The sequence below is a fragment of the Rossellomorea marisflavi genome (assembly GCF_022170785.1).
Classification (GTDB): Bacteria; Bacillota; Bacilli; order Bacillales; family Bacillaceae_B; genus Rossellomorea; species Rossellomorea marisflavi_B.
The window spans coordinates 3,401,705-3,427,343 of sequence record NZ_CP081870.1 but is presented as its reverse complement, the minus strand read 5'-3'; the positions used below and the strand labels follow the sequence as shown (position 1 = coordinate 3,427,343).

General features: G+C 50.7%; 24 protein-coding genes, 1 pseudogene and 1 riboswitch. Of the genes and pseudogenes, 19 read left to right on the top strand and 6 right to left on the bottom strand.

Annotation, left to right across the window (positions count from 1 at the left end):
* Window positions 1-4 precede the first annotated feature (4 nt).
* The 5 genes and pseudogenes from rfbD (at window position 5) to K6T23_RS17910 (ending at window position 4,121) form a co-directional block, all read left to right on the top strand.
* Complete coding sequence (rfbD, locus tag K6T23_RS17930) at window positions 5-832, top strand: dTDP-4-dehydrorhamnose reductase (RefSeq protein WP_238284465.1); 828 nt, start codon at window positions 5-7, stop codon at window positions 830-832.
* A gap of 66 nt (window positions 833-898) precedes the next feature.
* Window positions 899-1,564, top strand: a pseudogene (locus tag K6T23_RS22405) (class I SAM-dependent methyltransferase); the annotation flags it as partial.
* Complete coding sequence (locus K6T23_RS17920) at window positions 1,547-3,142, top strand: glycosyltransferase (RefSeq protein WP_420493511.1); 1,596 nt, start codon at window positions 1,547-1,549, stop codon at window positions 3,140-3,142. The pseudogene K6T23_RS22405 and the gene K6T23_RS17920, both read left to right, overlap by 18 nt.
* A gap of 287 nt (window positions 3,143-3,429) precedes the next feature.
* On the top strand, window positions 3,430-3,624 hold the full coding sequence (locus K6T23_RS17915; protein WP_238282202.1) for a hypothetical protein: 195 nt from the start codon (window positions 3,430-3,432) through the stop codon (window positions 3,622-3,624).
* Window positions 3,621-4,121, top strand: a complete 501-nt coding sequence (locus K6T23_RS17910) for a hypothetical protein (protein WP_238282200.1) — start codon at window positions 3,621-3,623, stop codon at window positions 4,119-4,121. The genes K6T23_RS17915 and K6T23_RS17910 overlap by 4 nt, the downstream gene beginning before the upstream one ends.
* Before the next feature lie 46 nt (window positions 4,122-4,167).
* Here K6T23_RS17910 and K6T23_RS17905 read toward each other — a convergent pair whose 3' ends face one another.
* Complete coding sequence (locus K6T23_RS17905) at window positions 4,168-5,685, bottom strand: ABC transporter permease/substrate-binding protein (protein WP_238282198.1); 1,518 nt, start codon at window positions 5,683-5,685, stop codon at window positions 4,168-4,170.
* Window positions 5,682-6,635: an ABC transporter ATP-binding protein gene (locus K6T23_RS17900; RefSeq protein WP_056540760.1), complete on the bottom strand. Its 954-nt coding sequence runs from the start codon at window positions 6,633-6,635 to the stop codon at window positions 5,682-5,684. The genes K6T23_RS17905 and K6T23_RS17900 overlap by 4 nt, the downstream gene beginning before the upstream one ends.
* Before the next feature lie 730 nt (window positions 6,636-7,365).
* On the opposite strand from K6T23_RS17900, the gene K6T23_RS17895 reads away from it, so the two are divergent.
* Genes K6T23_RS17895 through wrbA form a run of 3 tightly spaced genes read left to right on the top strand, consistent with a single transcriptional unit; the run spans window position 7,366 to window position 9,610 of the window.
* Window positions 7,366-8,304 (top strand): ring-cleaving dioxygenase, encoded by a 939-nt coding sequence (locus K6T23_RS17895; RefSeq protein WP_079515574.1) that lies wholly within the window; start codon window positions 7,366-7,368, stop codon window positions 8,302-8,304.
* A 16-nt stretch (window positions 8,305-8,320) separates the two neighbouring features.
* Window positions 8,321-8,914 carry a flavin reductase family protein gene (locus tag K6T23_RS17890; protein WP_079515575.1) on the top strand — a complete coding sequence of 198 codons (594 nt, stop codon included), beginning with the start codon at window positions 8,321-8,323 and terminating at the stop codon, window positions 8,912-8,914.
* 33 nt (window positions 8,915-8,947) lie between these two features.
* The gene (wrbA, locus tag K6T23_RS17885; RefSeq protein ID WP_048007156.1) at window positions 8,948-9,610 is read left to right on the top strand and encodes an NAD(P)H:quinone oxidoreductase; all 663 of its coding nucleotides are present in this window, start codon (window positions 8,948-8,950) and stop codon (window positions 9,608-9,610) included.
* Window positions 9,611-9,650: 40 nt separating this feature from the next.
* Here the strand turns inward: wrbA and K6T23_RS17880 are convergent, their stop codons facing one another.
* Window positions 9,651-10,016, bottom strand: coding sequence for a Na-translocating system protein MpsC family protein (locus K6T23_RS17880; RefSeq protein ID WP_079515576.1), 366 nt, complete (start codon window positions 10,014-10,016; stop codon window positions 9,651-9,653).
* Window positions 10,017-10,248: 232 nt separating this feature from the next.
* A riboswitch (cyclic di-AMP (ydaO/yuaA leader) is annotated at window positions 10,249-10,385 on the top strand.
* Window positions 10,386-10,768: 383 nt separating this feature from the next.
* On the opposite strand from K6T23_RS17880, the gene kdpF reads away from it, so the two are divergent.
* The 7 genes from kdpF to K6T23_RS17850 all read left to right on the top strand — a co-directional run bounded on the left by kdpF (window position 10,769) and on the right by K6T23_RS17850 (window position 17,535).
* Window positions 10,769-10,843, top strand: a complete 75-nt coding sequence (gene kdpF, locus K6T23_RS22400; protein WP_079516689.1) for a K(+)-transporting ATPase subunit F — start codon at window positions 10,769-10,771, stop codon at window positions 10,841-10,843.
* 49 nt (window positions 10,844-10,892) lie between these two features.
* Window positions 10,893-12,527, top strand: a complete 1,635-nt coding sequence (gene kdpA / locus K6T23_RS17875; protein ID WP_238282196.1) for a potassium-transporting ATPase subunit KdpA — start codon at window positions 10,893-10,895, stop codon at window positions 12,525-12,527.
* A 16-nt stretch (window positions 12,528-12,543) separates the two neighbouring features.
* Window positions 12,544-14,628, top strand: coding sequence for a potassium-transporting ATPase subunit KdpB (gene kdpB / locus K6T23_RS17870; protein ID WP_238282186.1), 2,085 nt, complete (start codon window positions 12,544-12,546; stop codon window positions 14,626-14,628).
* 24 nt (window positions 14,629-14,652) lie between these two features.
* Entirely contained in the window at window positions 14,653-15,222 is a 570-nt protein-coding gene (gene kdpC / locus K6T23_RS17865; protein ID WP_056540779.1) for a potassium-transporting ATPase subunit KdpC, read from the top strand.
* A gap of 22 nt (window positions 15,223-15,244) precedes the next feature.
* A complete protein-coding gene (kdpDN, locus tag K6T23_RS17860; protein WP_238282175.1) occupies window positions 15,245-16,363 on the top strand; it encodes a KdpD-like non-kinase potassium sensor in 1,119 nt (372 codons plus the stop codon).
* 91 nt (window positions 16,364-16,454) lie between these two features.
* Window positions 16,455-16,646 carry a hypothetical protein gene (locus tag K6T23_RS17855; RefSeq protein ID WP_142245887.1) on the top strand — a complete coding sequence of 64 codons (192 nt, stop codon included), beginning with the start codon at window positions 16,455-16,457 and terminating at the stop codon, window positions 16,644-16,646.
* Between the two features lie 241 nt (window positions 16,647-16,887).
* A complete protein-coding gene (locus tag K6T23_RS17850) occupies window positions 16,888-17,535 on the top strand; it encodes a prolyl hydroxylase family protein (RefSeq protein WP_152915683.1) in 648 nt (215 codons plus the stop codon).
* Window positions 17,536-17,579: 44 nt separating this feature from the next.
* Here K6T23_RS17850 and K6T23_RS17845 read toward each other — a convergent pair whose 3' ends face one another.
* From K6T23_RS17845 to K6T23_RS17835, 3 genes are all read right to left on the bottom strand, one after another.
* Window positions 17,580-18,092 carry a GNAT family N-acetyltransferase gene (locus K6T23_RS17845; protein ID WP_238282171.1) on the bottom strand — a complete coding sequence of 171 codons (513 nt, stop codon included), beginning with the start codon at window positions 18,090-18,092 and terminating at the stop codon, window positions 17,580-17,582.
* Window positions 18,093-18,157: 65 nt separating this feature from the next.
* Entirely contained in the window at window positions 18,158-18,535 is a 378-nt protein-coding gene (locus tag K6T23_RS17840) for a DUF3221 domain-containing protein (protein ID WP_079515584.1), read from the bottom strand.
* Between the two features lie 82 nt (window positions 18,536-18,617).
* Window positions 18,618-20,264: an ABC transporter substrate-binding protein gene (locus tag K6T23_RS17835; RefSeq protein ID WP_238282170.1), complete on the bottom strand. Its 1,647-nt coding sequence runs from the start codon at window positions 20,262-20,264 to the stop codon at window positions 18,618-18,620.
* A 98-nt stretch (window positions 20,265-20,362) separates the two neighbouring features.
* On the opposite strand from K6T23_RS17835, the gene K6T23_RS17830 reads away from it, so the two are divergent.
* The 4 genes from K6T23_RS17830 to K6T23_RS17815 all read left to right on the top strand — a co-directional run bounded on the left by K6T23_RS17830 (window position 20,363) and on the right by K6T23_RS17815 (window position 25,568).
* Window positions 20,363-21,610 carry an MDR family MFS transporter gene (locus tag K6T23_RS17830; RefSeq protein ID WP_238282168.1) on the top strand — a complete coding sequence of 416 codons (1,248 nt, stop codon included), beginning with the start codon at window positions 20,363-20,365 and terminating at the stop codon, window positions 21,608-21,610.
* Window positions 21,611-22,081: 471 nt separating this feature from the next.
* Window positions 22,082-22,828 (top strand): class I SAM-dependent methyltransferase, encoded by a 747-nt coding sequence (locus K6T23_RS17825; protein ID WP_238282166.1) that lies wholly within the window; start codon window positions 22,082-22,084, stop codon window positions 22,826-22,828.
* A 66-nt stretch (window positions 22,829-22,894) separates the two neighbouring features.
* Entirely contained in the window at window positions 22,895-24,496 is a 1,602-nt protein-coding gene (locus K6T23_RS17820) for a putative polysaccharide biosynthesis protein (RefSeq protein ID WP_238282164.1), read from the top strand.
* 13 nt (window positions 24,497-24,509) lie between these two features.
* Window positions 24,510-25,568, top strand: a complete 1,059-nt coding sequence (locus tag K6T23_RS17815) for a CdaR family transcriptional regulator (RefSeq protein WP_148985589.1) — start codon at window positions 24,510-24,512, stop codon at window positions 25,566-25,568.
* Window positions 25,569-25,639: the final 71 nt, after the last annotated feature.

Sequence of the window (25,639 nt, the reverse complement as noted above, 5' to 3'; positions counted from 1 at the left end):
GATCATGATCACAGGTGGGTCAGGTCAACTCGGCAGTGAATTCATCCGGCAGCTGAGGGTGAGGGATGCGGGACAGCCGTTCCTGGCACCGCAAAGGGCCGAATGCGACGTGACGGATGCGAAGCAAACCAAGGACTTCATATACCGGTGCTCCCCCGATATCATCATCCACTGTGCGGCGTTCACGGATGTGGAGCGAGCGGAAGAGGATCAGGAAAGGGCTTTTCTTGTGAATGCAACGGGCACCAGGCATATAGCGGAAGCAGCAAGTGCGGTCGGTGCCGTGTTGGTATACATCAGCACCGACTATGTCTTCGATGGGAAGAAGAAGGATCCATATGAGGAAGGGGATCATCCGGTACCCCTTAACGCCTATGGAAAATCTAAGCTTGCGGGCGAAGAGGCTGTAAGGAAGGCGATTTCGCGGCATTATATTGTGAGGACGTCGTGGGTGTTCGGCGGAGCGGGGCCGAACTTCATCAGGAAGATCTTGTCCTTATCGAAAACGAACAACACCCTTAAGGTCGTGGACGACGTCATGGGCAGTCCGACGTATACCGTAGATCTCGCCGGGGCCATTCTTCGCCTGATTCAAACGGATCGATTCGGGACCTTCCATCTCTCAAATGGAGGGGCATGCTCGTGGTACGACCTGGCTGCTGAAGCCATTAGGCTTTCAGGTAGCCCGACAACGATCCTACCCTGCTCTTCAGAGGAGTACCCAAGCAAGGCAGTCAGACCACGTTACTCTGTGCTCGGCAACCATAAAACGCAGCCCCTTCCCAAGTGGCAGACTGCGGTCAAGCGCTATCTAGCGTCCATATCGGTTTAAGATATAATGCACGTTTTTTCACATACCTTGTAATGAGGTATGTGTTTTTTTGAGAGGAGGAGGGAGATGAAAGGCTGGGATTATCGTTATGCGACCTTTGACGTTGACGAAGCGGAGGAATTGCCTTCAGGTGCCATCCGATATGGCCCGTGGTCCGGTCATCGCAGGTTTGCTTATGATCTTGTACGCTACCTTGCTCCTGCATGCATCGTGGAGCTCGGCACTCAATATGGAACGTCATTTTTCAGCTTTTGTCAGGCGGTGAAGGATGGAGAAATGCCCTCCGTCTGCTATGCCGTGGATACATGGGAAGGGGATCCTCACGCAGGCTATTACGGGGACGATGTATACGCAGGCGTCAAAGCGGTGACGGAAAGGGAGTTCCCCGGAATCGGCAAGCTTCTGAGGAAAACCTTCGATGAAGCCCTCGAGGAGTTCGAGGACGGATCCATTGACCTTCTTCATATCGACGGATACCACACATATGAAGCGGTCACCCATGACTACACCACGTGGCTGCCGAAGCTGTCGGAGAATGGGGTCGTCCTCTTCCACGATACTTATGTGAGGGGCCGGGACTTTGGCGTATACAAATTCTGGGCGGAGCAACAGGGGACCCCTCATATCGACTTCACCCACAGCAACGGACTTGGGGTCCTCTTCCCTAAAGGGATCAGTGCCCAGCAAGAACATATGCTCATCCGGAAAGGAGAAATGGTAGAGGTTTACCGGGGGACCGACCGGATCGGACGCCTCAGGCGGAACAATGAAGAGGGGGGAGTGGAGCCCTCCATGTTCACGGCCTATCTCTATATCTCTGATTCTTATACCGATCACTATCTTCACATCATCTTCAATCGCCTGATGGAAAAGGGAATTGATATCGTTCTGTGCGATGCCGATGCGTCACAGCCGGAAATAGATCCAAAACATCCGCGTGTGTATGTATCCATAGGGGAGGACTGGGAGGAATTCAAAGGATTGAACAGCCTGCCCCTTGAGGAGCGCAGGCGATGGATCCATGTGAAGTCGGGAGAGGAGATCGAGGCGGATCATCTCTTTCACTGCTGGTTGAAGCGGACGGATCCCCTGCCTGAAGGGGAGGAGATTTCCATTCCTTCCACCATCAGCGACCGGCCCCTCGTGTCAGTCTTCACGGCAGCCTACCGGTCGGGAAACAAAATCAGGCGGCCCTATGAATCTCTCTTGAAGCAGACCTATACGAACTGGGAATGGGTCATCGTGGATGACTCAGGTGACGAAGATGAGACGTACCAAACGGCTCTGATGGGCCTTGATGACTCAAGAGTCAGGCGCTACCGTCCAGACGGATCGTCCGGCTATATCGGAGCGGTGAAACGGTATGCGGCAAGTCTATGCACCGGGGAAATCCTGGTGGAGGTTGATCATGATGACGAGCTCACGGAGGATTGTCTGGAGAAAATCGTGTCGGCCTTCCAGGCGAATCCCGACTGCGGTTTTGCCTATGGAGATTGTACGGAGGTCCATGCCGATAATCTCCACGCCCATTGGTACGGGTGGGACAGCGGCTATGGCTATAACCTGTACTACCGGGTGTGGATCCATAAGATGAAGCGCTGGCAGAATGTGAATAAGCACACGGCGCTTAATGGAACAACGATCAGGCATCTGGTTGGCCTCCCTAACCATCCCCGTGCATGGAGGCGGGACTGCTATCATCTCATCGGTGGGCACAGGGAGGAGCTGCTCGTGGCAGATGATTATGATCTCCTCGTCCGGACGTTCCTGTCTACCAGTGTCGTGGCCATCCCGGACCTTCTCTATATCCAATACCGGAACGCAGGTGGGAGCAATACGACGTTCACAAGGAACAAGCAGATCCAGCTTCTCGTGCAGCAGCTTTACAGCTACTATGGGGACCGGATCGGGGAGAGGCTAGAGTCCTTTGAACTGCCCCGTGAAATTCCATATGAACGGATTTGGAAGCGGAAAACGGATGATGCCGGTGTGAAGACGGCTCATCTCATCCATGAGAGGGAGGATCGGAGCTCATTAGTATTCCCCATCCCTCATGAAGAAGAAGAGTATGATCATACCCTTCTTCTTGAAGCACTCAGGGAAGGCCTGGAAAACGGATTCTCAGATCATGAGATCGTCATCGCCGGAAGGATACCGCATCTTGTGGAAACCTACGCGGCCAATGCACCGATGGGGGCGATCAGGTGGTGGCCGATGGAAGTGGAAGATGATTGGGAAACCTGTCTCCGGTATGCGACTTACATGGCTTCGTGTAAGGAGAAGGTTGTGGTGGGGAGAAGTCTGACTTAAGGGGAATAAAAGTCTGTTTGGTGTAAATGGGATGGATACACAGGAGAAGGTTCTACATGATTGGTATGACCTGTTAGTCGTGACCCTTATAAGAATGGTGCAGGCGAGGCATGCTTGTGGTATGCCTCATTGTCCTGCGGGGGAGTACCGGCCGGCTGGAGAAGGAAGTCGGAGGTCTTTCTACTGGAGAAGGATGAAAGCATTTTCTGTGGAAATGAATTAGAAAGGATGTACATAATGAAGGTAAATGGTATAATATAGAAAATATTTCCTGTAGGGGTGTTGAAATGGCCGGAGGAGACGGTGTATTTATAATTTCATTGCTGACTCTGTTGGCAGGACTGGTATTTGTCACAGCAGTGGCGGTGAGGTTGGTCAACAATGGAAGACAGAAGACGGATCAAGAAGAGGAACGGCTGGCGGCAGTTGAAGAAAAGCTGGAAAAACTATTGGGTGCCATGAAGGAAAAAGGGTCAGAATGAGCCATTTAGTGAGAAAATTCTTACCGATCTCTGGCCCCGGTGTGCTACTGACCTTGCTGGTCGTGACCCTTTCTGTACTTTCAGCGTGTTCGAGTCCTTCTGAAAAGCTTTTGGAGCAGTTCACGGAATACAGGGTGGAACATGGCCTGGATCTGTATCGCCAGACCATACCCCAGGACGGGGAAAGCTCCCTGATTGCAACCTATGAGACCGTTGATGGCCTGTTTGGGATCATGGAATTTGACGGCAAAGAAAATAAACAGAAGGAAGTAGAAAAAAGCCAGAAGGTGACGACCGCTGTCCTGGAAGGAAACGAAAGTACCATCCTCGCCATCCTTCACCCCGATCAGAAAGGGAATGTCAAAGTGCATGCGGGTGGTCAATCGGAAGAATTCCCTCTTGATACTCAAGAGCCCATTACGATGCATACGCTGAAGGATTCTTATGATGATGTGAAAGTAGAAGTCTATGATGAGAAAGGAAATTTAATTGAGTAAGGAAAATAAAACCGGACACGCCAACATGGGCGGTCCGGTTTTTGATTTATTGAATAAGCTTATTCTTTTTTAAATACTCTTCCGCCACTTCTCTTGCAGAGCGGTCTTCGACGGAAACCTGGTAGTTCATTTCCCTCATCTCGTCATCCGTGATCTTACCGGACAATTTGTTGAGAATGTCCTCAAGCTCTGGGTATTCTTCAAGGAGCTTCTCTTTCATGATCGGGGCACCTTGATACGGAGGGAAGAGCCCCTTATCATCTTCGAGTACTTTCAGGTTGTATTTCTCGATTTCTGGGTCAGTGGAGTAGGCGTCGGCCAGATTAATCTTCCCTGAATCAATGGCTGTGTACCGCAGTTCGGGCTGCATGACCTTCACGGATGGAAACTCGATGCCGTAGAGTTTCTGGATGCCGGGGTAGCCGTCGTCCCGCTCAGGGAATTCCGGTGTGAAGCCGGCCTTGATAGTGCCCTGGATGGCCTTCAGATCGGAAATGGTCTTCAGGTCATACTCCTTGGCCAGCTCCTCGGGAACGGCAAGGGCATAGGTGTTGTTGTACTTCATCGGCTCGAGTAAGGCGAAGCCGAGTTTTTCCTTTGCACCTTCTTTTGCCTGCGTATAGACCTCTTTCTCATCGGTGCTCTCGGGTGATTCCTTCAGGAGATCGGCAATGACGGTCCCTGTGAATTCAGGGTAGATGTCGATATCCCCGGACCTCAGGGCATTGAACATGAAGGTGGTCGGCCCCATATTCGGCTTCACCTCAACCGTGATGTTGGTTTCATCTTCAATCAGGAGCTTATACATATTCATGAGGATCTCCGGCTCGGGTCCAAGCTTCCCGCCGATGACAAGATCGGCTTCCTTCGGTTTTAAGAAGGCGGAACCTCCGATGATCAAGAAGGCGATGACGATGACAGATGCCACCGATATCAGGGATTTCTTGAATGACAGCCTTCCGATGATCCGCAATAGGAAATCGAAGAAAAGCGCCAGCAGGGCAGCGGGGATGGCACCGAGAAGGATCAGATCGGTATCGTTACGGCTGATCCCGACGGTGATGAGATCCCCGAGCCCACCGGCTCCAATCAAGGCGGCGATTGTCGTCGTGCCGATGATGAGGACCATCGACGTCCGGATCCCGGCCATGATGACAGGCATGGCAAGTGGCAGCTCGACTTTGACCAGGCGCCTCCAGCTGTTCATCCCGAGGCCCTTTGCCGCTTCTGTCAAGGCGGGATCCACTTCATTGATACCCGTATACACATTCCTCAGGATCGGGAGGAGGGCATAGGCGACAAGGGCGATGATGGAAGGGACGGTTCCGATACCCACTAGGGGAATCAAGAGTCCGAGGAGGGCCAGCGACGGAATCGTCTGGAAGACGGCCGTGATGCCGATGATTCCTTCAGCTATCTTCTGCTTCCGGGTCAAATAGATGCCAAGTGGAATCGATATGATAAGGGCAAAGAACAAGGCAATGAATGAAATTTCGATATGCTGTAAGAGATCATTAAGCAATTCGCCTTTGCGGTTATTGAACGTATCCATTAATCCGTTCATCCAGTTTCACCCGCTCTCGTTCCAGCAAGATGCCGGATGATGGTTTCCCTTGAAACGTACCCGACGGGGGTCCCATCTTTTTTCACGATGGCGATCTCTTCATGTGCGAGTGCTGAAAGGGTTTCGTGGATCGTACTGTCGATGGGGATGTATGCCCGGTCCACATCCAGCGGTTCCTCAATCGGTGAAAGGATATCGGCCAGGTTGAATTCATTCTCAAGAGAATGACCTTTTCCACCGATGAAATCCCTGACAAATTCGTTGGCGGGTTTCTGGATCAGCTCTGCAGGTGTCCCTACCTGTGCGACTTCTCCGTCCTTCATGAGGCAGATGCGATCTCCGAGCTTCAGAGCCTCCTGCATGTCATGGGTGACAAACACGATGGTTTTTTTGATTTCCTTCTGGAGGGCCAGGATATCATCCTGCAGCTTTTCCCTTGTGATGGGATCGAGGGCGCTGAACGGTTCATCCATCAGGATGAATTCAGGGTCTGCCGCAAGGGCACGTGCAACACCGACCCGCTGCTGCTGACCACCCGATAATTCACCAGGCTTCCGGTCCTTATAATCAGCAGGATTAAGACCCACCATCCGTAAAAGCTCAGCTACACGCTTGCTTGTCTTTTCCTTCGGCCACTTCTTCATTTCTGGGACGATGGCAATATTCTCCTCGATGGTCATATGTGGGAATAAACCGATATTCTGGAGCACATATCCGATGTTCCATCTCAGCTCGTGCACATTGTATGTACTGACTTTCTCATCATTGATATAAATCGTCCCATCGGATAACTCGATGAGCCGATTAATCATCTTGAGCGTCGTTGTTTTTCCGCATCCACTCGGCCCGATCAGCACGAAGATTTCCCCATTTGGAATCGTGAAACTGACTGAGTCCACGGCCTTCTTATTTCCGTCAAACACTTTTGAAACATTCTCAAATCGAATCATTTCTTACCTCCCTCTTATACAATAAGTAACGTACTCCTTAAAATGGAGCCTACCTAATAAGATTCCTTTTATTCATACAAGATAAACGCCTTTTCAACGTAAATAAAGAGCAAACATGCAAGAAAATATCTCGAATTAAAAGTTTTTTCTCCCAAACCATTGACATCGAAAGAGCATCCATCATATAATTATCTCGAATTAAAGATATTTTAATTCAGAGTAAAAGAAGGAATAAAGAAGAAAATATTGAAAATAGTATAAATACCACGAAGACCGCTCCTTTCCGCTGCAGGCACTTGCTTTCCACGGGGAGGAAGTCGAGCCTCCTCATTCTTGCGGGGTCTCGAACATCCCTCTATTCCCGTAGGATTCAAGTACCTTTCGCTCCAATGCACTCTGGGTGTCATCTCAGTTGCGAAAGAGTAGAAGGAATGAGCAGGATCATTGCAGAAAAGAATCCGAAAATCGTTTTTGAATGAGTTACACCCATCAAGTTCTGTTAGGACCACTCACTTTACATCATCGAAAAGTGAGTGGTAGCGGAGGGGTGCCGACTCCTGCGGGAAAGGAGGGAAGGTTGAGACCCTGCAGGCGATAGCCGAAGCGGCTCAACTCCCTCCCCGCGGAAAGCGGCACCCCGCAGCGAACACGAACGGACCCATCTATCCACCATGAACTTCACAACAAAAAACCATATAAACCACATTCCGAACCAAAGGAGAGATCCACCATGCAAAAACGAACAGCCGGAATCCACCACATCACCGCCATCGTCGGACATCCACAAGAAAACATCGACTTCTACGCAGGCGTCCTCGGACTCCGCCTCGTCAAACAAACCGTCAACTTCGACGACCCAGGCACCTATCATCTTTACTTCGGAGACGAAGGCGGAAGTCCCGGAACCATCATCACCTTCTTCCCATGGGCAGGTGCACGTCAAGGAGTGATCGGTGACGGGCAAGTAGGTGTCACTACCTATGCCGTACCAACAGGAAGCCTCTCATTTTGGAAAAAGCGCCTAGGGACGTTCAACATCGAGGCAAAAGAATCAAATCGGTTCGGCGAGACATATCTGGCGTTCGATGATCCACACGGCCTTCATCTGGAAATCGTGGAGAGGGAAGGCGGGGAGAACAACGGCTGGTCGTTCGGAGGTGTATCACCAGATGTCGCCATCAAAGGGTTCGGTGGAGCCATCCTTCTATCTGCACGCCCTGAAAAAACAGCTGAATTGCTGGAGCAGGTGATGGGTCTTGAGAAGGTAGGCGAGGAAGGGGACTATATCCGCTTCCGATCTACGGCTGACATCGGAAACCTCATCGATGTGAAGAAAACCTCCGTCGGCCGGGGACGCTCGGGAGTGGGGACGGTCCACCATATCGCATGGCGGGCGGAAGATGACCAAGACCAGCTCGAATGGCAGCGCCATGTAGGTGCAAGCGGCTATGGTGTCACTGAAGTGAAGGACCGAAACTATTTCAACGCGATTTACTTCCGTGAGCACGGAGAGATCCTGTTTGAAATCGCAACGGACCCACCTGGGTTTGCACATGATGAAACGGTGGAAACAATGGGAGAGAAGCTTATGCTGCCGGAGCAGTATGAGGGGCATCGGGATAGGATCGAGCAGGCCCTGATCCCGATCGAAGTGAAAGAGCTAGACTAATCGGGGAGTGATTTCATTGATTTCCATTGATCCATCGCAGCTATCGGCCAAGGATAACTATAAGTTCCTCATCGGGAGCATCATTCCTAGGCCGATTGCGTTCGTCACATCCCAGTCGCCGTCGGGAACGGTGAACGGAGCACCATTTTCCTTCTTCAATATCGTTTCGGCGGACCCGCCGATGGTTTCCATTGCCGTCCAGCGCAAAGCAGGTGAACAGAAGGATACATCAAGGAATATCGCCCAAACAAAGGAATTTGTCGTCCACATCGTGGATGAGGGTAACGTGGGCAAGATCAATGAAACGGCCGCCAGCTTGAAGCCGGATGAGAGTGAAGTGGAGCTTGCCGGATTGACCCCCACCCAGAGTGAGGTGGTGGGGGTACCGGGTGTAGAGGAAGCGAAAGTACGGATGGAATGCGTGCTGGAGCAGATTGTCACTGCGGGGGGAGCCGATCTTGTCATCGGTCGGATCGTGAAGTTCCATATCCGTGAGGACCTGTATGAAAACGGCCGTATCGATAAGGAGAAGCTCCAGGCCGTCAGCCGTCTGGCAGGGAATGACTATGCCAAGATCGGTGAAACCTTCACGATCAAACGCCCGGATTGAATGAAGCACATCTAGAGTCAGAGGAGAATGAACATGGGATTTTTCAGTAAACTATTCGGAACACAACAAAAGGAGGAAACAACGATGGAAAACGTAAAAGTAGCAGTGATTTATTATAGTTCAACAGGTACCAACTACAAAATGGCCCAGTGGGCGGAAGAAGGTGCGAAGGAAGCCGGAGCAGAAGTGAAAGTACTGAAGGTGCCTGAAACAGCGCCACAAGGTGCCATTGAATCCAATCCGGCCTGGAAAGCACATGTGGAGGCAACGAAAGATGTTCCGGAAGTGACGCTTGCAGATCTTGAATGGGCAGATGCCATCATCTTCAGCATCCCGACCCGTTTCGGAAACGTGCCTGGACAGGTGAAACAGTTCATCGATACAACAGGCGGACTTTGGTTCAACGGCAAGCTTGCCAACAAAGTGGTCAGTGCCATGACGTCAGCCCAGAATCCACACGGAGGCCAGGAGCAAACCATCCTGTCTCTATACACGACGATGCACCACTGGGGAGCAATCGTGGCATCCCCTGGATACACAGATCCTGTCCTCTTTACAACAGGAGGAAACCCATACGGAACGAGTGTGACCGTCGACCAGGAAGGAAATATGGTCGAAAACGTGGAGCCTGCCGTGAAGCATCAGGCAAAACGTACCGTCACCGTCGCTGGCTGGGTGAAACAAGGTAACCAATAACGCAGAATCAGCCGCAGGGATCGATCCCTGCGGCATTTTTTTATTGAGTCAGGTCTTTCTCGAGATTCCGGTCAAGGACGAACACTTCGATCCTTTCACCTGACCTGGTGCTGATGTCGCTATGACTTGTAAGGACGTGGCAGTTCGTCAGCTTTTCCACGACGTCTTCGAACTTCTCCCCGTACATCTCCCGGAGGATCTGCCTCATCTGCTTCACGAGCTTCCGTCCATTATCATGTTCCACCAGATGCTTTTCTTCTACGGTGAGGACGCCCTTGAACCGTGCAATCACCATATCTTCGACGATGTAGGTCCTCGTCTCCTGTGGTCCCCTCCCGATCAATTCCCTTTGGAGCTTGATGAAGGCTTCGCTCAGCTCGGCCTCTAATCGTTTTTTCGTTGCCATATGATCCTCCTGAATTTCGCTTGCGTCTTTTCAACGACAATCGTACGTCCATAAGGTAGGGGAAGTCAATCCTATTTTTTTGTTTTATAAGAATAGAAATAATGAGATTGAGTGAGTAATACGGAGTAAATAAAGTTAATTTTTATTATTTTGATTGAATATGACTGTTTTCTCTGGTTTTTCGTCGTTTACAACGGAATGAACTCGGAGTAATATCAATTTCATAAACAACAGCATCAACCGGCCTAATCTCGAAAGAGAGCGGAGGAACCAATTTTTTGGGGTTAATTCTACTGTGTAGAAGGGATGAGAAAACTCTTTCGCCATCCTACCCGTCAGCTAACTTCGTCGGCTAAAGCGAAGGAGGTCCACAAGACCGCCTTAATCAGGGGGCATCTCTTGTTGCAGACATCTGTGACGTGAGGGGCAGCCTGTGTATGTAGGTCTTTTTATTATGCCTATACGAAAAAGAATACGTGGAAGACAGAATGCAAAGAAGGCATGAAGCCTGCTGGGCATTAAGTAGACCAATGTGTGCTTTTTCTCCAATTCTATGAAGATCATGTTCATGATTTTCACATGGGGAAGAAGTGTGCGTTGGTCTATTTTTTTCTGACTGGGCCAAAAAGTAAAGGAGGAATCAAGATGTGGGATGTTTGGATGATGGTCATGATGGGCTTGCTTACCATGGCGATGGCAGGACTATTGAAATGGTCCGGATCCATTGTAGAACCGGGAAAGGATGAAGAGAAATGATGATGTTGGCGATCGCTCTGATCCTGGTTGTCTATCTGTGTTATGTGTTGCTAAATCCAGAGAAATTTTGATATGGGGTGAAGGAAAGTGGTTTCCACGATTGGTTCAGTTGTACTTATCATGTTCATTGTCATTCTATTGGCAAAGCCTGTAGGGCTCTATCTTGCACAGGCATTCAATACGGAGCGGACGCGCCTTGACCGGGTATTCCTCCCGGCAGAGAACATCCTCTTCCGGCTCGGTGGTGTCCGGGCGATCAATCAGACTTGGAAGAGGTATGCTGCTTCCCTGCTTCTGACGAACGTATTCATGATCGCGCTTGTGTACCTGGTTTTCAGACTTCAGGGGATACTTCCCCTGAATCCGGCAGGGATCAAAGGGATGGATGCGTCCCTTGCTTTTAATACGGCCATCAGCTTCATGACGAATACCAATCTTCAACACTACAGCGGTGAAACCGGTTTGTCGTATCTCGCCCAAATGGCGGGCGTTCTCTTCATGATGTTCGCGGCACCTGCAACCGCGTTGAGCGGGGTGATGGCATTTATCCGGTTGTTAGCCGGAAAGGGGGCGGGGAATTTCTTCGTTGATTTCATCCGTTCCATCACCAGGGTGCTATTGCCCCTCGCGTTCATCACCGGCTTGATCTTCGTGGCACTTGGGGTACCACAGACGCTTTCACCATCTGTTACCGTGCAGACCGTGGATGGTGGGAGTCAGGAGATAGCACGGGGTCCCGTAGGCTCATTCTTATCGATCAAGGAGCTCGGGAACAACGGTGGTGGATTCTTCGGAGTCAACTCGGCTCATCCTTTTGAGAATCCGGGGTCGTTCAGCAATATGCTCCAAATCCTTTTGATGTTCCTTCTGCCTACGGCGATTCCCTTCGCGTATGGAAGGATGATTGGGAATGAGAAGCAAGGACGCCTCTTATTCGTCTCGATGATGATGATGTTCGTTGTCATGCTCTCCCTGTCGATGGTGGCGGAATCGCATGGAAACCCGGCATTGAATGCTCTTGGAATCAATGGGGCCAGCATGGAAGGGAAGGAAGTCCGGTTTGGTCCCGGGGAGTCGATCCTGTATGCCATGGTGACGACGGCTTCAGAGACGGGTGCGGTCAATACCATGCATGATACGCTTACGCCTTTGAGCGGGATGCTGGCTCTGTCCAATATGCTCCTCAATGCCGTATTCGGTGGTGTGGGTGCCGGGTTCCTCAATGTCATCATGTATGTCCTGATCGCCGTTTTCCTATCGGGGTTGATGATCGGCAGGACTCCGGAGTTTCTTGGTAAGAAGATCGAAGCCCGCGAGATGAAGCTCATAGCCGTCACCATGCTGATCCAACCGCTCCTCATACTTGGTGCATCGGCCATCGCCCTTTATGTCCATGCAGGGACGGATGCCATCTCCAATCAAGGGTTCCACGGACTGACGCAAGTCATGTATGAATTCACGTCGTCTGCTGCCAACAATGGATCAGGATTTGAAGGCCTGGGGGATGCCACGCCATTTTGGAACATTTCCACGGGGATCGTCATGTTCATCGGGCGGTACTTCGGAGTCATTACCATGCTCGCTGTCGCTGCATCCCTGGCCAAGAAGCGGCTTGTTCCGGAAAGCATCGGAACCTTCCGTACAGATTCTCCCCTATTCGGCACCATCTTCGTGGGAACGATCATGATCGTGGGAGCGCTGACGTTCTTCCCGGTCCTCGTGCTGGGACCTGTTGCAGAATATTTAACACTATAAGCTGGAGGGATAAGAAATGGGAAACCATTTGTTGAAGGATCAGGAGGAGGACATCATCTCACCGGTAAGAGAGGTGCCGTCCCCTTCTGTTGAAAAGAATAGCAAGGGCTTAACGTTATTATGGAACGCACTGAAAGAATCAATCATGAAGCTGGACCCTAGAAGGATGGTCAAGAATCCCATCATGTTCGTAGTGGAAATCGGGTTCTTCGTTTCCTTCATCCAGGTGTTTTTACCACAAAGCCCAGGAGGGACGGGAACATGGTTCTCTCTCTCGGTCGCACTCATCCTGCTTTTTACGGTTTTGTTCGCAAACTTTGCCGAGGCCTTGGCCGAAGGGAGGGGGAAGGCCCAGGCCGGGGCATTGAAGAAGTCCAAGCAGGATATGATCGCTAACGTCAGGATGAAGGATGGATCGATCCACCACATGCCTTCTGACAAACTGAAAGTCGACGATATTGTCATCGTTTCCCAAGGGGAATGGATCCCGGGTGACGGAGAAGTGATCAAAGGCATCGCATCGGTGGATGAATCCGCCATTACCGGGGAGTCAGCTCCCGTGATGAAGGAAGCAGGAGGGGACTTCAACTCCGTGACGGGAGGAACGAGGGTCGTCAGTGATAGCATCACCATCCGGATTACGAGCAACCCGGGAGAATCCTTCCTGGACCGGATGATTTCCCTTGTAGAAGGGGCCGAGCGTCAAAAGACACCAAATGAAATTACCTTGAATACCGTCCTGACCAGTTTGACATTGATCTTCCTGTTCATGGTGATGACCCTCCCGTTCTTCACGAACTACCTTGGGTTCCAGATAGATACCGCAGTCCTCATTGCCCTGCTCGTATGCCTGATCCCGACGACGATCGGCGGGCTGTTATCGGCCATCGGAATCGCCGGGATGGACCGGGTCACACAGTTCAATGTGCTGGCCATGTCCGGAAAGGCGGTGGAAGCAGCCGGGGATATCAACACCATCATCCTTGATAAAACAGGGACGATCACATTCGGGAACCGTATGGCAAGTGATATCATTCCGACTGGGGAAGGGGAAGAAGAGCTTCCTTACTGGGCAGGAATGAGTTCCCTGAAAGATGAGACGCCAGAGGGACGGTCGGTGCTGGAGCTCTTGAAGGGAAGAGGAGTCGTCATCCCCGAGGTCACAGGTGGTACATTCATCGACTTCAAGGCTGAGACGAGGATGAGCGGGTTGGATCTTCCTGACGGTCGAAGGGTAAGAAAAGGAGCAGTCGATGCGGTGAAGGCCTGGGTGAAATCCCAAGGTGGATCCATCCCAGCCGATTTGGAGGCGAAATCGACAGCCATAGCCGGGGTAGGGGGGACTCCCCTTGCCGTTGCCATGGATGATCGGATTTACGGACTGATCTATTTGAAAGATACGGTGAAGCCTGGTATGAAGGAGCGATTCGAGCAGCTGAGGAAGATGGGGATCAAGACTGTGATGTGTACGGGTGATAACCCGCTGACGGCGGCAACGATCGCCAGGGAAGCGGGAGTGGATGAGTTCATTGCCGAGTGTAAACCGGAAGATAAGATCGAGGTGATCCGGTTTGAACAGTCACAGGGCAAGTTGGTCGCCATGACCGGGGACGGGACGAATGATGCGCCTGCCCTCGCCCAGGCCGATGTCGGACTCGCCATGAACAGCGGGACCACGGCGGCGAAAGAAGCGGCCAATATGGTGGATCTGGACTCTGACCCCACGAAGATCATCGAGGTGGTTTCCATCGGCAAACAGCTGCTCATGACAAGGGGAGCCTTGACGACATTCAGCATCGCCAATGATGTGGCCAAATATTTTGCCATCATCCCGGCCATGTTCATGACGGCCATCCCGGAGATGGAAGCACTGAATATCATGAAGCTATCATCTCCCGTCACAGCCATCCTGTCAGCCCTGATCTTCAATGCCATCATCATTCCCCTTCTCGTGCCCTTGGCCATGAAAGGGGTGGCGTATAAGCCGGTGCGCTCGGATATCCTGTTGAGACGGAATCTGTTGATCTATGGAATCGGTGGGATGCTGGCTCCATTTGCCGGAATAAAAGTAATCGACTTGATGATGTCCCTCGTAATCTAATCTATTCGGAAGAAGGCGTGAAAAATGGTAGAACAACGATTGGCTGGCCCGATCATCCGGGTCAGCATCATGACGATGATCCTTGGGGGGCTGCTCTATCCCCTTGCCGCGACAGGGATTTCCCAACTCTTGATGCCTGAAAGGGCGAATGGAAGCCTGATTTATGAAAACGGTCACCCGGTGGGCTCTGCGCTCATCGGCCAAAACGTTCAAGATCCCGCATTGTTTCACGGCCGGGTATCGGCTATTGAATATGATGCAGCGGCATCGGGCTCCAACAATTATGCTCCTTCTAATCCGGAACTGATCAAGCGGGTAGAGGGGACCCTGCAAGAATGGAAAAAGGAGAATCCAAGCGTTCCGCTCAATCAGGTCCCGATGGATCTTATGACCGATTCCGGATCAGGCCTTGACCCCCATATCAGTCCGGAAGCGGCCCTGGCCCAGGTTGATCGTATCGCGGAAGCTACATCCATATCCAAAAGCAGGCTTAAAGAGCTGATAGAGGATCACACAGAAGGAAAAGAGTGGGGGTTCCTGGGAGAGAGGCGGGTGAACGTGCTCTTATTGAACCTGGCGCTGAAAAAGGAATGACCATCCTGATGGAGGGAAGAGAATGAATCCATATTTCAGGAAGAAGAGACCGGAGGAATTCCTTGAGGAGATCCACCGCTCCACCCTGGGAAGATTGAAGCTTTATGTAGGAGCTGCACCCGGTGTGGGGAAGACGTTCAAGATGCTACAGGATGCTGCCCAGTGGAGGCAGGACGGAAGGGATGTAGTCATCGGCCTTATCGAAACCCATGGCCGCAAGGAAACGGCTGACGTCATCGGGGGCCTGGAGCAGGTACCGCTTAAGCAAGTCCAGTATAAAGGGAAAGTGTTCCACGAACTGGACGTCACCCGGATCAAGGAGCGTAAGCCGGAAATCGTCCTCATCGATGAGTTGGCCCATTCGAACGTCCCGGGTGCGAGGCATGTGAAACGGTATCAAGATGTGAAAGAAATCCTTCAGGCAGGGATCGATGTATGGTCCGCCATGAACATTCAGCATCTTGAAAGTGTGAACGACATCGTTCAGAGAATCACAGGCATCACGGTCCGGGAGAGGGTGCCGGACACCTTCATTCAGCAGGCGGCGGAAATCCAGCTCATCGATATCACGCCTGAGACGCTCAGGAAGCGCATGAGGGAAGGAAGGATCTACCCCCCGCAGAAAATCGAACAAAGCCTGTCGCACTTCTTTACTTCTTCTAATCTATCAGCACTGAGAGAACTGTCTCTTCGAGAGCTTGCGGATGATGTGGACGGACGGATGAAAGGGGGGAGCGCACCGACCGGCGTCCATGAACGGATCCTTGTCTGCGTTCACTATGGTCCGACAGCAGAAAAACTCATCAGAAGGGGCTGGAGGATGGCGGATCGTTTAAAGGCAGAATTGGTCATCCTCACAGTCGTTGAAACCAGTACCCTCTCGCCACAACAGAAAAAGAAAATCGAGGAGTGGCATACCCTTGCCAATCAGTTCGGAGCCATCATGATCGTGGAAGATGGAGGGAAACGACACGCAGCGACCGTCATCGTGGATGTAGCTTTCCGACACAACGTCACCCAGATTCTATTAGGCCAATCCGCAAGGTCGCGTTGGGAGGAAATCCGCAAAGGGTCCATCATCAATCGCATCATGAGGGAGTCCTCCAACATGGATATTCACATCGTGGCAGATGGAAGATAATGTTTCATAGACGGTGCCATTATGTTATGATGGGATAAATATCCATAAATAGTGGAGGATGATGGTTTTGATCAAACCAACTAAGTGGAGAATGGATAAGAAATGGGGATTGGTCCTTTCCTTAGGTATCTTCTTTTTTATGGGAAATGCCTTTTTCCATAGTTATACGGTCCATAAGGAAATAGATGCCTTCGCCGATGCTTGTTACAGCAGCGGCAAATTACCGAGTATTGAAAAAGAAGGCGGATGGTTTGGCGAGTGGAGTGGTGAATGCAAAGAATGAGCATGGGGCCCCCATGCTTTTTTACATTGGAAATGTTACAACCTCATGAGCAATCCCTGGTAGTGATTGATTATTTTAAAGAAAACCATAGTCATAATCTTCCGGTAGAAGTAAAATAAAGTTAATCTCTACCCTCCTGTACAGAGGGGAATCGAGGCCTGCTTTCAACTTGGAATTGAAAGCGCTTTTTAGTAAAGCGGCGTGCCGTCTTTGTGAAATTTGAATAGGGAGAACGATGATCATGCACACAAAGGAAATAGGGGTTAAAGAACAGACGATCTTCCCTCATGTAGGGAATAAGATTGTAACAGAAGACAGAGAGATTTCCATCATTGCCAGAGTAGAAGAGCCGCTTGTCGTCATCCTCGGGAACGTCCTGAGCCATGAAGAATGCGATGAACTCATCAACGTATCGAAGGACCGGATGGACAGGTCCAAGATCGGGAAGGTCCGTGAAGTGGATCAAATCCGCACGAGCAGCAGTACGTTCCTTGAAGAAGGGGAGAATGAAGTGGTCTCACGGGTGTCAAGACGCGTGTCCCAGATCATGAACATCCCTGAAAGCCACGGAGAAGGGTTACAGATCCTCAATTATCAAATCGGCCAGGAATACAAGGCCCACTTTGACTTTTTCTCTTCATCACGACCGGTGAAGAATCCTCGGATCAGTACCCTTGTGATGTATTTGAACGATGTGGAACAAGGGGGAGAAACGTATTTTCCTAAACTGAATCTTTCCGTGTCCCCGCAAAAAGGGATGGCGGTCTACTTCGAGTACTTCTATGATAACCAGGAGCTCAATGACATGACCCTTCACGGTGGAGGACCCGTCATCATCGGTGACAAATGGGCCGCGACCCAGTGGATGAGAAGGCAGCGGATCGATTGATCGTATAGAAGAATAAAAGGCTGTGCACCCATGGGTGCGCAGCCTTATTCGTGCTCCAGCTTGCCGAATAGAAGTGAATCCCGCCATCCGTCATTCATCTTAAGGTGATCCCTTATCCTGCCCTCGCGTGTCATTCCGCATTTCTCCAACACCCTGATGGAGCCGGTATTGGCCGGATCACAGGTGGCTTGGATCCGGTGCAGGCCATGTTCGTGGAAGCCGATGTTCAATAGCTTTTTGGCCAGGAGGGTCGCAATCCCTTTCCCCCAGTGCCCGGGGTGGAGAATGTAGCCGATTTCCCCAGTAAGGTTGGAGCGGTTACAAATGGTAAGCTCCCCGCATCCGATCAGCTCTCCGTCCAGAATGACGGCATAGGTGAACCGCGTCTGGTCTTTCTTCGCTGCATCCCGCAGAACCTCATCCACATACTGCCGGGTCTCTTCCTCGCTGTTCGGTCCCCAAGGCTGATACCTGCTGACGATTTCCATGGAAGCGTAGCGGTGCACCGCCTGCCAGTCCGTTTGGCGCAGTTCCCTTAGTTGAATAGAAACCATCATGGAACACTTCCTTATTAATAATTTTGTCTAATCCAAACAGTACTGTAATGGGTAAAAGAGTGTTCTCAAGAGCCAGGAACGACCTCAATTTCCTCGGCTGCAGTAGATTTAGGATCAGAACCGAGCATCTCCTGATAGCGGATCTTCACATGTGAGCCAGAAGGCAGATCTTTCAGCATCACAGGCTCTTTAATCGTGACATACCATAAATCATATTTTTTCTTGATCTCCTTCAATGGGAGGTTCAGATCGTCTTCATCAAATGATCCATCTACGATGAGGGCTTTTTTCTCTTTTGGATTTTCATAGAATAACACCCCTTCGGCTTCTTGAAGCTCCTGCTCCACAATAGGTGCAGCCGGTTCTTCCCCTTCTTCGAAGAGGCTGCAGCCTCCGGTGAAGAGGAGGGAGGCAAGGGGGATGGTGACAAACAGTGCTCTCACGATTCATCTCTCCTATTGGATAATGTAAGTCCAATCTATCACGTTTTCCTGCAGGTGGGTAATGCTATGTTTCTGGATATGGTCATGCCTGTACAGAGGGGCGTATCCACATCTTGGAGAAATCCACATATCCGAAATGCCGGATGTGGATATTCATAAGATCCGTCGAAAATGGGATCGCCCGCTTCACATAGTAAAGGGGGATCATGAGGGAATCTTCCATGAGCTTCCTTTCATTCTCTTCATGAAGGGCTCTCCATTCCGTGAAAGGGGTCTGGCTGTATACGTCCAGTCTCTCCTTCCATTCACCAAGAGGCTTTAGAACCGGGTGGAGTGGGGAGTAGCCATGTATGAGAAAATGATAGAATGAAAGATCCTCATTTTCTTCGAAGATTTCACCATGGATAAAAAGATCCGACTCCAATGCCCGGGGGTGATTGGTGACCACCTCATCAAAGGTGAACCAGTGTACTTCATAGGGTACCCCTTCTTCATCAAAGACCTGCTGGAGCCAGCGGGTAGAATCTGTCGTATAGCCTGTTGCTCTGATGATCAACGGTGCCGTGAACGTGGGACGTGAAACGTCAGGTAGATCAGGATTCACTTCGTGTCCTTTCAGACAGCCGCCTCGAATCGGTGTAATCCTCGGATGAAAGTCAACGATCCGGTCGCGATGCCATCTTAAAATGTGATGAAGGTAGGTCCTGACTTCCTGACGGTGGATATCGGTATCCCTGTAAGCGTTCATGACAATAATGCCAAAGCCGGAATCGCTCTCGACTTCGATGGATGCGGGATCCTCCGTTTGAGATTGGTACTGGACGGGGAAGTCCGGCTCCACCTTGACGAATTCCAAGGAGTCCAGGAGCGGCCGCTCCCTGAAATGATCCCTGAACGCAAGAAGGACAGTCTTATCCAACGTATCTTCCACAAGATAAAAACAGCCCGTCCCGATCGGCCCTTCTGCCGTCTCCTTATAGATGCTTGCGCACATCATGCTCAGTAACTGCAAGGCATAGGAGCATCCTTTAGGGTGGTGGATCTCGATGATCAGCGGTCCAGGAATTGAGATCCTTTCCACAGGCATCCATAACTCCCGGTAGACAGGGTGCTTGCCCATTTTTTCGAGGCAGCGCTGGACATCCTCTGCTTTCGTTGTAGACCCATCATGGAATCGTACGTCCTTCTTTAAATAAAGACGTAGCTTATCCGGAAACTCATCCCAGCTGTGTGCGAGCTCCGGCAGACACTCTCCGTTTTCCGTAATGGATACAAGGCGATTATAGATATTGGCGACGAGATGTGCACTTTGGGCGTCGGCGGCCTCCAGGGGATGGAAGGAACGGAACAAATGCCGCCTCGGAATGATCAGCTTGTCGCGTCCTTCCTGGCTATACCCGAATCTTGTGGCGAATTGGTCCATGAGACGATGGCGTGTATCCGGTGACCAGTCGTACGTGAAGTATGCCGACAAGCTTTCCACCGGTTCATGCTCCATGCGATTCATGGCTTCCAATTCAAAGCTCTCTTCCACATTCACTTTCCACTCAAGTTGTGAAAGATGTCCACGTCCTTTACCCGGAGAAAACATCAGGAAACCGTCTTCTTCCCATTTTTTTATTTTTCTCGTCGTTTGCTTGCGACTAAGTTCGAGGATGTCTGCTACTTCTTCCATGCGAACCTCCCCCGTGGGGCATGCTTTCCATAGCTTCAATAAGAGCTGATTCATCGGTTTCCTCCTTAAAAGGGGACATGTGGCTAGGAAACTGTCCGTTTTTAACTTTCTCTGTCTCGTTTACTATACAAGAAACAAGAGGAGGGAACAATATGAGTTGGAAGGAATACCCACAAAACATCAAAGTACGGATGATTACATCGTTCTTTAATCGTGCCGTTTCATCTGCCGTCATGCCGTTCATGGCCCTATTCTTCGCTACCGAAATGAACAAAATATGGGCGGGAATGTTCCTGATTGCCACCGTCATCATCGGTTTCATCGTCAATTTGATTGGCGGATATGTATCTGACCGATTTTCACGCAAAAGGGTGCTCCTCGTTACCTCGTGGCTGAATGCAGCCTGCTTCCTCCTTATGACCGTCAGCCTTTTCCCTGAAGAGAAATGGATCATCGTGTTTGCAGGAGCGTACATCTTATTCATTATCACGAGCAGTCTAGGCAGGCCCGCCATGCACGCCATCATCATCGATTCGACGACTCCTGAAAACCGGAAGGCCGTCTATGCACTCGACTATTGGCTCATCAACCTATCCATGGCAATCGGCGCCGCCCTTGGAGGGCTGCTATACCTTCATCATAAACAGGAACTGTTCATCATGCTGACCGTCACTTCAACCATCATTCCCGTCGCTTATGGTATCTGGCTGAAGGACGAGTTCAAGGGGTTCTTGGAAAAAAAGCACAAGAATGTCCTGGTCGACCTCATCAACAATTATCGGATTGCATTCAAAGATTCTGCTTTCGTGAAAGTGGTCGCAGGCACGACCTTCATCTTGGCTGCGGAGTTTTCACTGAACAGCTATATCGGTATCCGTCTTGCTGAAGAGTTCAGGAGCGTCACGGTCGGTGGCTTTGAAGTTGCAGGGGTCAGGATGCTTAGCTTCTTGAACATTGAAAACATGCTTCTAGTTGTCTTTTTGACTTTCTTCGTCAACAGGTGGACCGATAAAATTTCGAAGCGGAAGGGTATCCTCATCGGTCTCCTGATCTACGGATTGGGATATGCAGTGGTCACATCGGCTAACACCTGGTACGTGTTGATCCTGTTCAATCTGATTGCGACGATCGGAGAGCTGATCTATTCACCAATCCGGAATGCCGAGCAGGCGAATATGATCCCGGACGATAAGCGTGGCTCTTACTCCGCTTTCTCGAACCTTTCATTCAGCGGAGCCGACCTTATCGCCCGCTCCACCATCATACTCGGTGCCTTCCTGATCCCGACCATGATGTCGGTCTACATGGGCGCGCTTGTCATGATCGGTACGGCCTTGGTTTATACCGGACTATTCGGCCTTAAAGCCAAAAAGCGGGTGAGTGGTTCGGTGTTGAGTTAAGTAGATTGGATTGGTATAATTTTTCTAAATAATCTTTCTATTGGAGTATTAGTGAAATATTGAGACGTTTCGTTCCACTGCGGAAGGCCGCTTTCCGGCGGGGAGGGAGTTGAGCCGCTTCGGCTGCGCCTGCAGGGTCTCAACCTTCCCTCTATTCCCGCAGGAGTCGGCCTCCCTCCGCTGCACTGCACTTGTGCAAAAGATGAGGCTTGGTTTCTTATTGCGTAGATAATATCCACTTTTCTACCTAGTAAAGGGAGAGTCAAAGAATGGGGCGTTTTGATTTTTGTATCCACTGTACTAACCGATAGTTGACGGACTTAATCAATTTCACTACCAAAATATAAATGTAATGAAGGAGCGACCAATATGCCGAATCAGTACGAGCCATAACAACGCTGTCTATGGATCAGAGGACCTCCAGGGCTGGGGAATACCCCGGTATGATTAAAAAAATGGAGGGAATCTGATATGAAGATGGAGCAATGGATGAAACAAGATGAGGCCTTTGAAGGCTGGGATTTTTCTTATATAACCGAAACGGGACGAATGAAGAGTGACGGGCTTTCCTGGTCATATGGGAGCTTGGTGCTTCCCCTGATGCGGGAGGCTTCGGCCATGCTTGATATGGGGACCGGCGGAGGAGAGTTCCTCTCTATGCTGAAACCATTCCCACCCAGGATATGTGCAACGGAAGGCTACCCGCCGAACGTACCCGTGGCGAAAGCGAGACTTGAACCGCTCGGAGTGGACGTGCGTGCTTACGATTCTGATGATGATCTTCCGTTTGACGGAGGAGAGTTTGACTTGATTATCAATCAACACGAATCCTTTTCTGCACGTGAAGTGAGAAGGGTGATCAGGACCGGAGGCACTTTTCTTACCCAGCAGGTCGGAGGCTGTGACTGCTTTGAATTGAACGATGCATTCGAGGTGCCGTTGAATCCGGAATTTGCCCCCTGGAACCTGGAGCAGGCTGTTAATGACCTAGAATCCAACGGCTTCAGGGTGATCTGGAAACGGGAAGAAACCGCCGGCCAGCGATTTTATGATATCGGTGCCCTTCAGTATTATTTGAAGGCGATCCCGTGGCAGGTCCCGGGATTTACAGTAGAGGGATTTCAGGATAAACTGGAGGAAATCCATCGCACGATTGAGAAAGATGGATATTTTCATGCCAGTCAGCATCGCTTCGTCATCAAAGCGGAAGCGATTTAGGAAAGGGGGCCTTTCGCTTTGCGAAGGGCTTCCTTTTTCATGATGTGAGCACAGAAGGAGTATCATATGGACAAGAAGATGATGCGGGGGACATTTTTCCTGACCTCTGCCACCTTTATCTCAAAAATCATCGGGTTTCTATTCATCATCCCATTCACCCTGCTGGTAGGGGATACGGGATATGCCCTGTACAAATACGCATACGGACCGTATACGATCCTGCTCAGCCTGTCGACGGTCGGTTTGCCCCTTGCCGTTTCCAAGTTCGTAGCGAAATACAACGAAAGGGGCAATTACCTCGCAGGGTTGAACCTGCTCCGTTATGGCCTGATTGCCATGATCATCAGCGGAATTGTTTCGTTTCTACTATTATACTTCTCTGCCCCATGGGTGGTGGTGGCGTTCGGAGAAGGTGGAAGTGGGAACTCACGGGATGACATGATCTACGTTGTCCGGCTGGTCAGTTTTGCCTTGCTAGTCGTGCCCCCCATGAGCTTGCTGAGGGGGTATTTCCAGGGGAGTGATTCCATGGGGCCATCGGCCATGAGTACGGTCATCGAGCAGGTGGTACGGATTGCCTTCATCCTTGCCGGGGGCTACCTCATCCTGAACGTGTTGAATGGGACGGTAAAAGGGGCCGTTGGCATTGCCACATTTGCCGCCTTCATCGGGGGGCTGGCCTCCCTTGTCCTTCTTTTATGGGTTTTCTGGAAAAGACGCCGCCTGATCCGCAGGCAAATGGATGAAAGTGTAGGCAATGCGAAGATTGCGGTGTTTCCTATGTTCAAGGAGCTGACGCGATATGCCATCCCCTTTGTGATCACGGGCTTGACGATCCCGATTTATCAGAACATCGATACGTTCACGATCAATCGCCTGTTCATGAACATCGGCTATGCCTTTTCAAAAGTCGAGGTCATCAATGGGAACATCGGGATCGCCCAGATCCTCGTCCTTGTTCCCGTCTCACTGGCGACTGCTTTTGGGATGACCTTGATCCCGAGGATCACGTCATCGTTTGAAAGCGGGAGGATCCAAGAAGTAAGGGATAGCATCGATCAGACGTTCCAGCTGGTGTTGTTCTTTACCTTCCCTGCTGCCATCGGACTCAGTGTGGTGGGGAGCCATCTCTTCAGGCTGATGTTTCCTTCCTCATCCGATGCTGAACTCGGGGGTATCATTCTAGAATGGTATGCGCCGGCGGCCATCATCATTGCCCTCTTTACGGTGACGACTGCGACCATGCAGGGAATCAATGAGCAGAAGAAAGTCGTGTGGGCCATTGCCGTGGGAATCGCTGTAAAAGTCGGACTGAACATCCTTCTTGTGCCGCCGTTCAAAGAAATAGGACCGATCCTGGCGACCTATGCGGGGATGGGCGTATCGGTCTTGTATACACTCATTCATATCAAGAAGGCAGTCGGGCTCTCTTTCAGAAAGTTGATCCGTTCGTTGGTTCCCATCGCACTCATCACTGCCGTCATGGCTGCGGTCGTCTTGGCAGTCGAGAAGGGTGTAGAGGCCGCTGTACCTTCTACGATGGGGGAAAAAGGAATCGATCTGATTGTCACCTCCGCAGGGATCCTTGTCGGAATGGTCGTTTTCATTGCAGGAAGCTGGCGGTTCCCGGTGGTGCAAGGTATTGTGAGTGCAAGGAAGAAGAAGTAAGGGAGTGAAACATATGGCTGTCATGACCCGGGAACTGGCTCAGGAAATCGTCAACAGGACGATGGCCATCCTTGATTGGAACATCAACGTGATGAATGAAGAAGGCGTCATCATCGGTTCAGGTGATATGAACAGAATCGGGTATGTCCACCAAGGTGCACTCCTTGTCCTCCAGGAGAAAAGGAAGATCGAAGTGAAGGAAGAGAGGGAGGGCGTAAAGCCGGGAATCAATTTTCCCATCTCCTTTAACGGTCAAATTGTCGGGGTCGTGGGTATCACCGGTGAGCCGGAAGAGATTCAAGCCTTCGCGGAGCTGATCAAGATGTCGGCGGAACTCGTCCTTGAGCAGTCCTTCCTTCTTGAACAATTTCAATGGAAGCAAAGGATCCAAAACGATATGATCACCCAACTGATTACAGGCACCGGCGGGGATTCCGTCGTGGAAAAGGCAGGTTCATTGGGGATAGACCTGGATCTTCCCCGTGCCGCCATTGTGATGGAAGCACGTACAGATCCGACGGGGCAGGAACTCCTTCGCTCTATCGAATTCGAGCTCGATAAAGGAGATGTGCTCGGCGTCACTCCTTCTAATGAAATCATCCTTTTCAAAGTGGCGGAAAGAGGTCTGAAGGTTCCGCGGCGTCTCAGGTCGGTAGCGGGTGGTGTCGGGATCGGAGGGGTGGCAAGCAGTTCAAGGGAGTGGCGACGATCCTATGAGCAAGGAAAGCATGCTCTTGCATTAGGACGGAGATCGCGGCCGGGATTGCCGGTTTATTCCTACGAAGAGTTCCGGATCGAGGTCCTCTTGCTGCAAATGATGGAGCGGAATCCTGATATGGAGCGCTTTTCATTTTATACCCCTTTGATGGAACATAAAGAAGGGCTGGAAACCCTGGATGCCTATATCCAGGAAAACGGTGAACTCAATCGGACAGCTGAACGCCTTTTTATTCACCGAAACACGCTGCGCTATCGGCTGGATAAGATTCACCAGTGGACGGGCAAGGATCCCCGTAAGATCAGGGATCTGATGGAGCTCTACATAGCGAAGCTATTTTACGAATCACATTAACTGTGCAAGTGTCCAAATATCCAGACAGGATATTTGGATTTTTTTGTTCGTTTGCCCAATGAATCAAAATT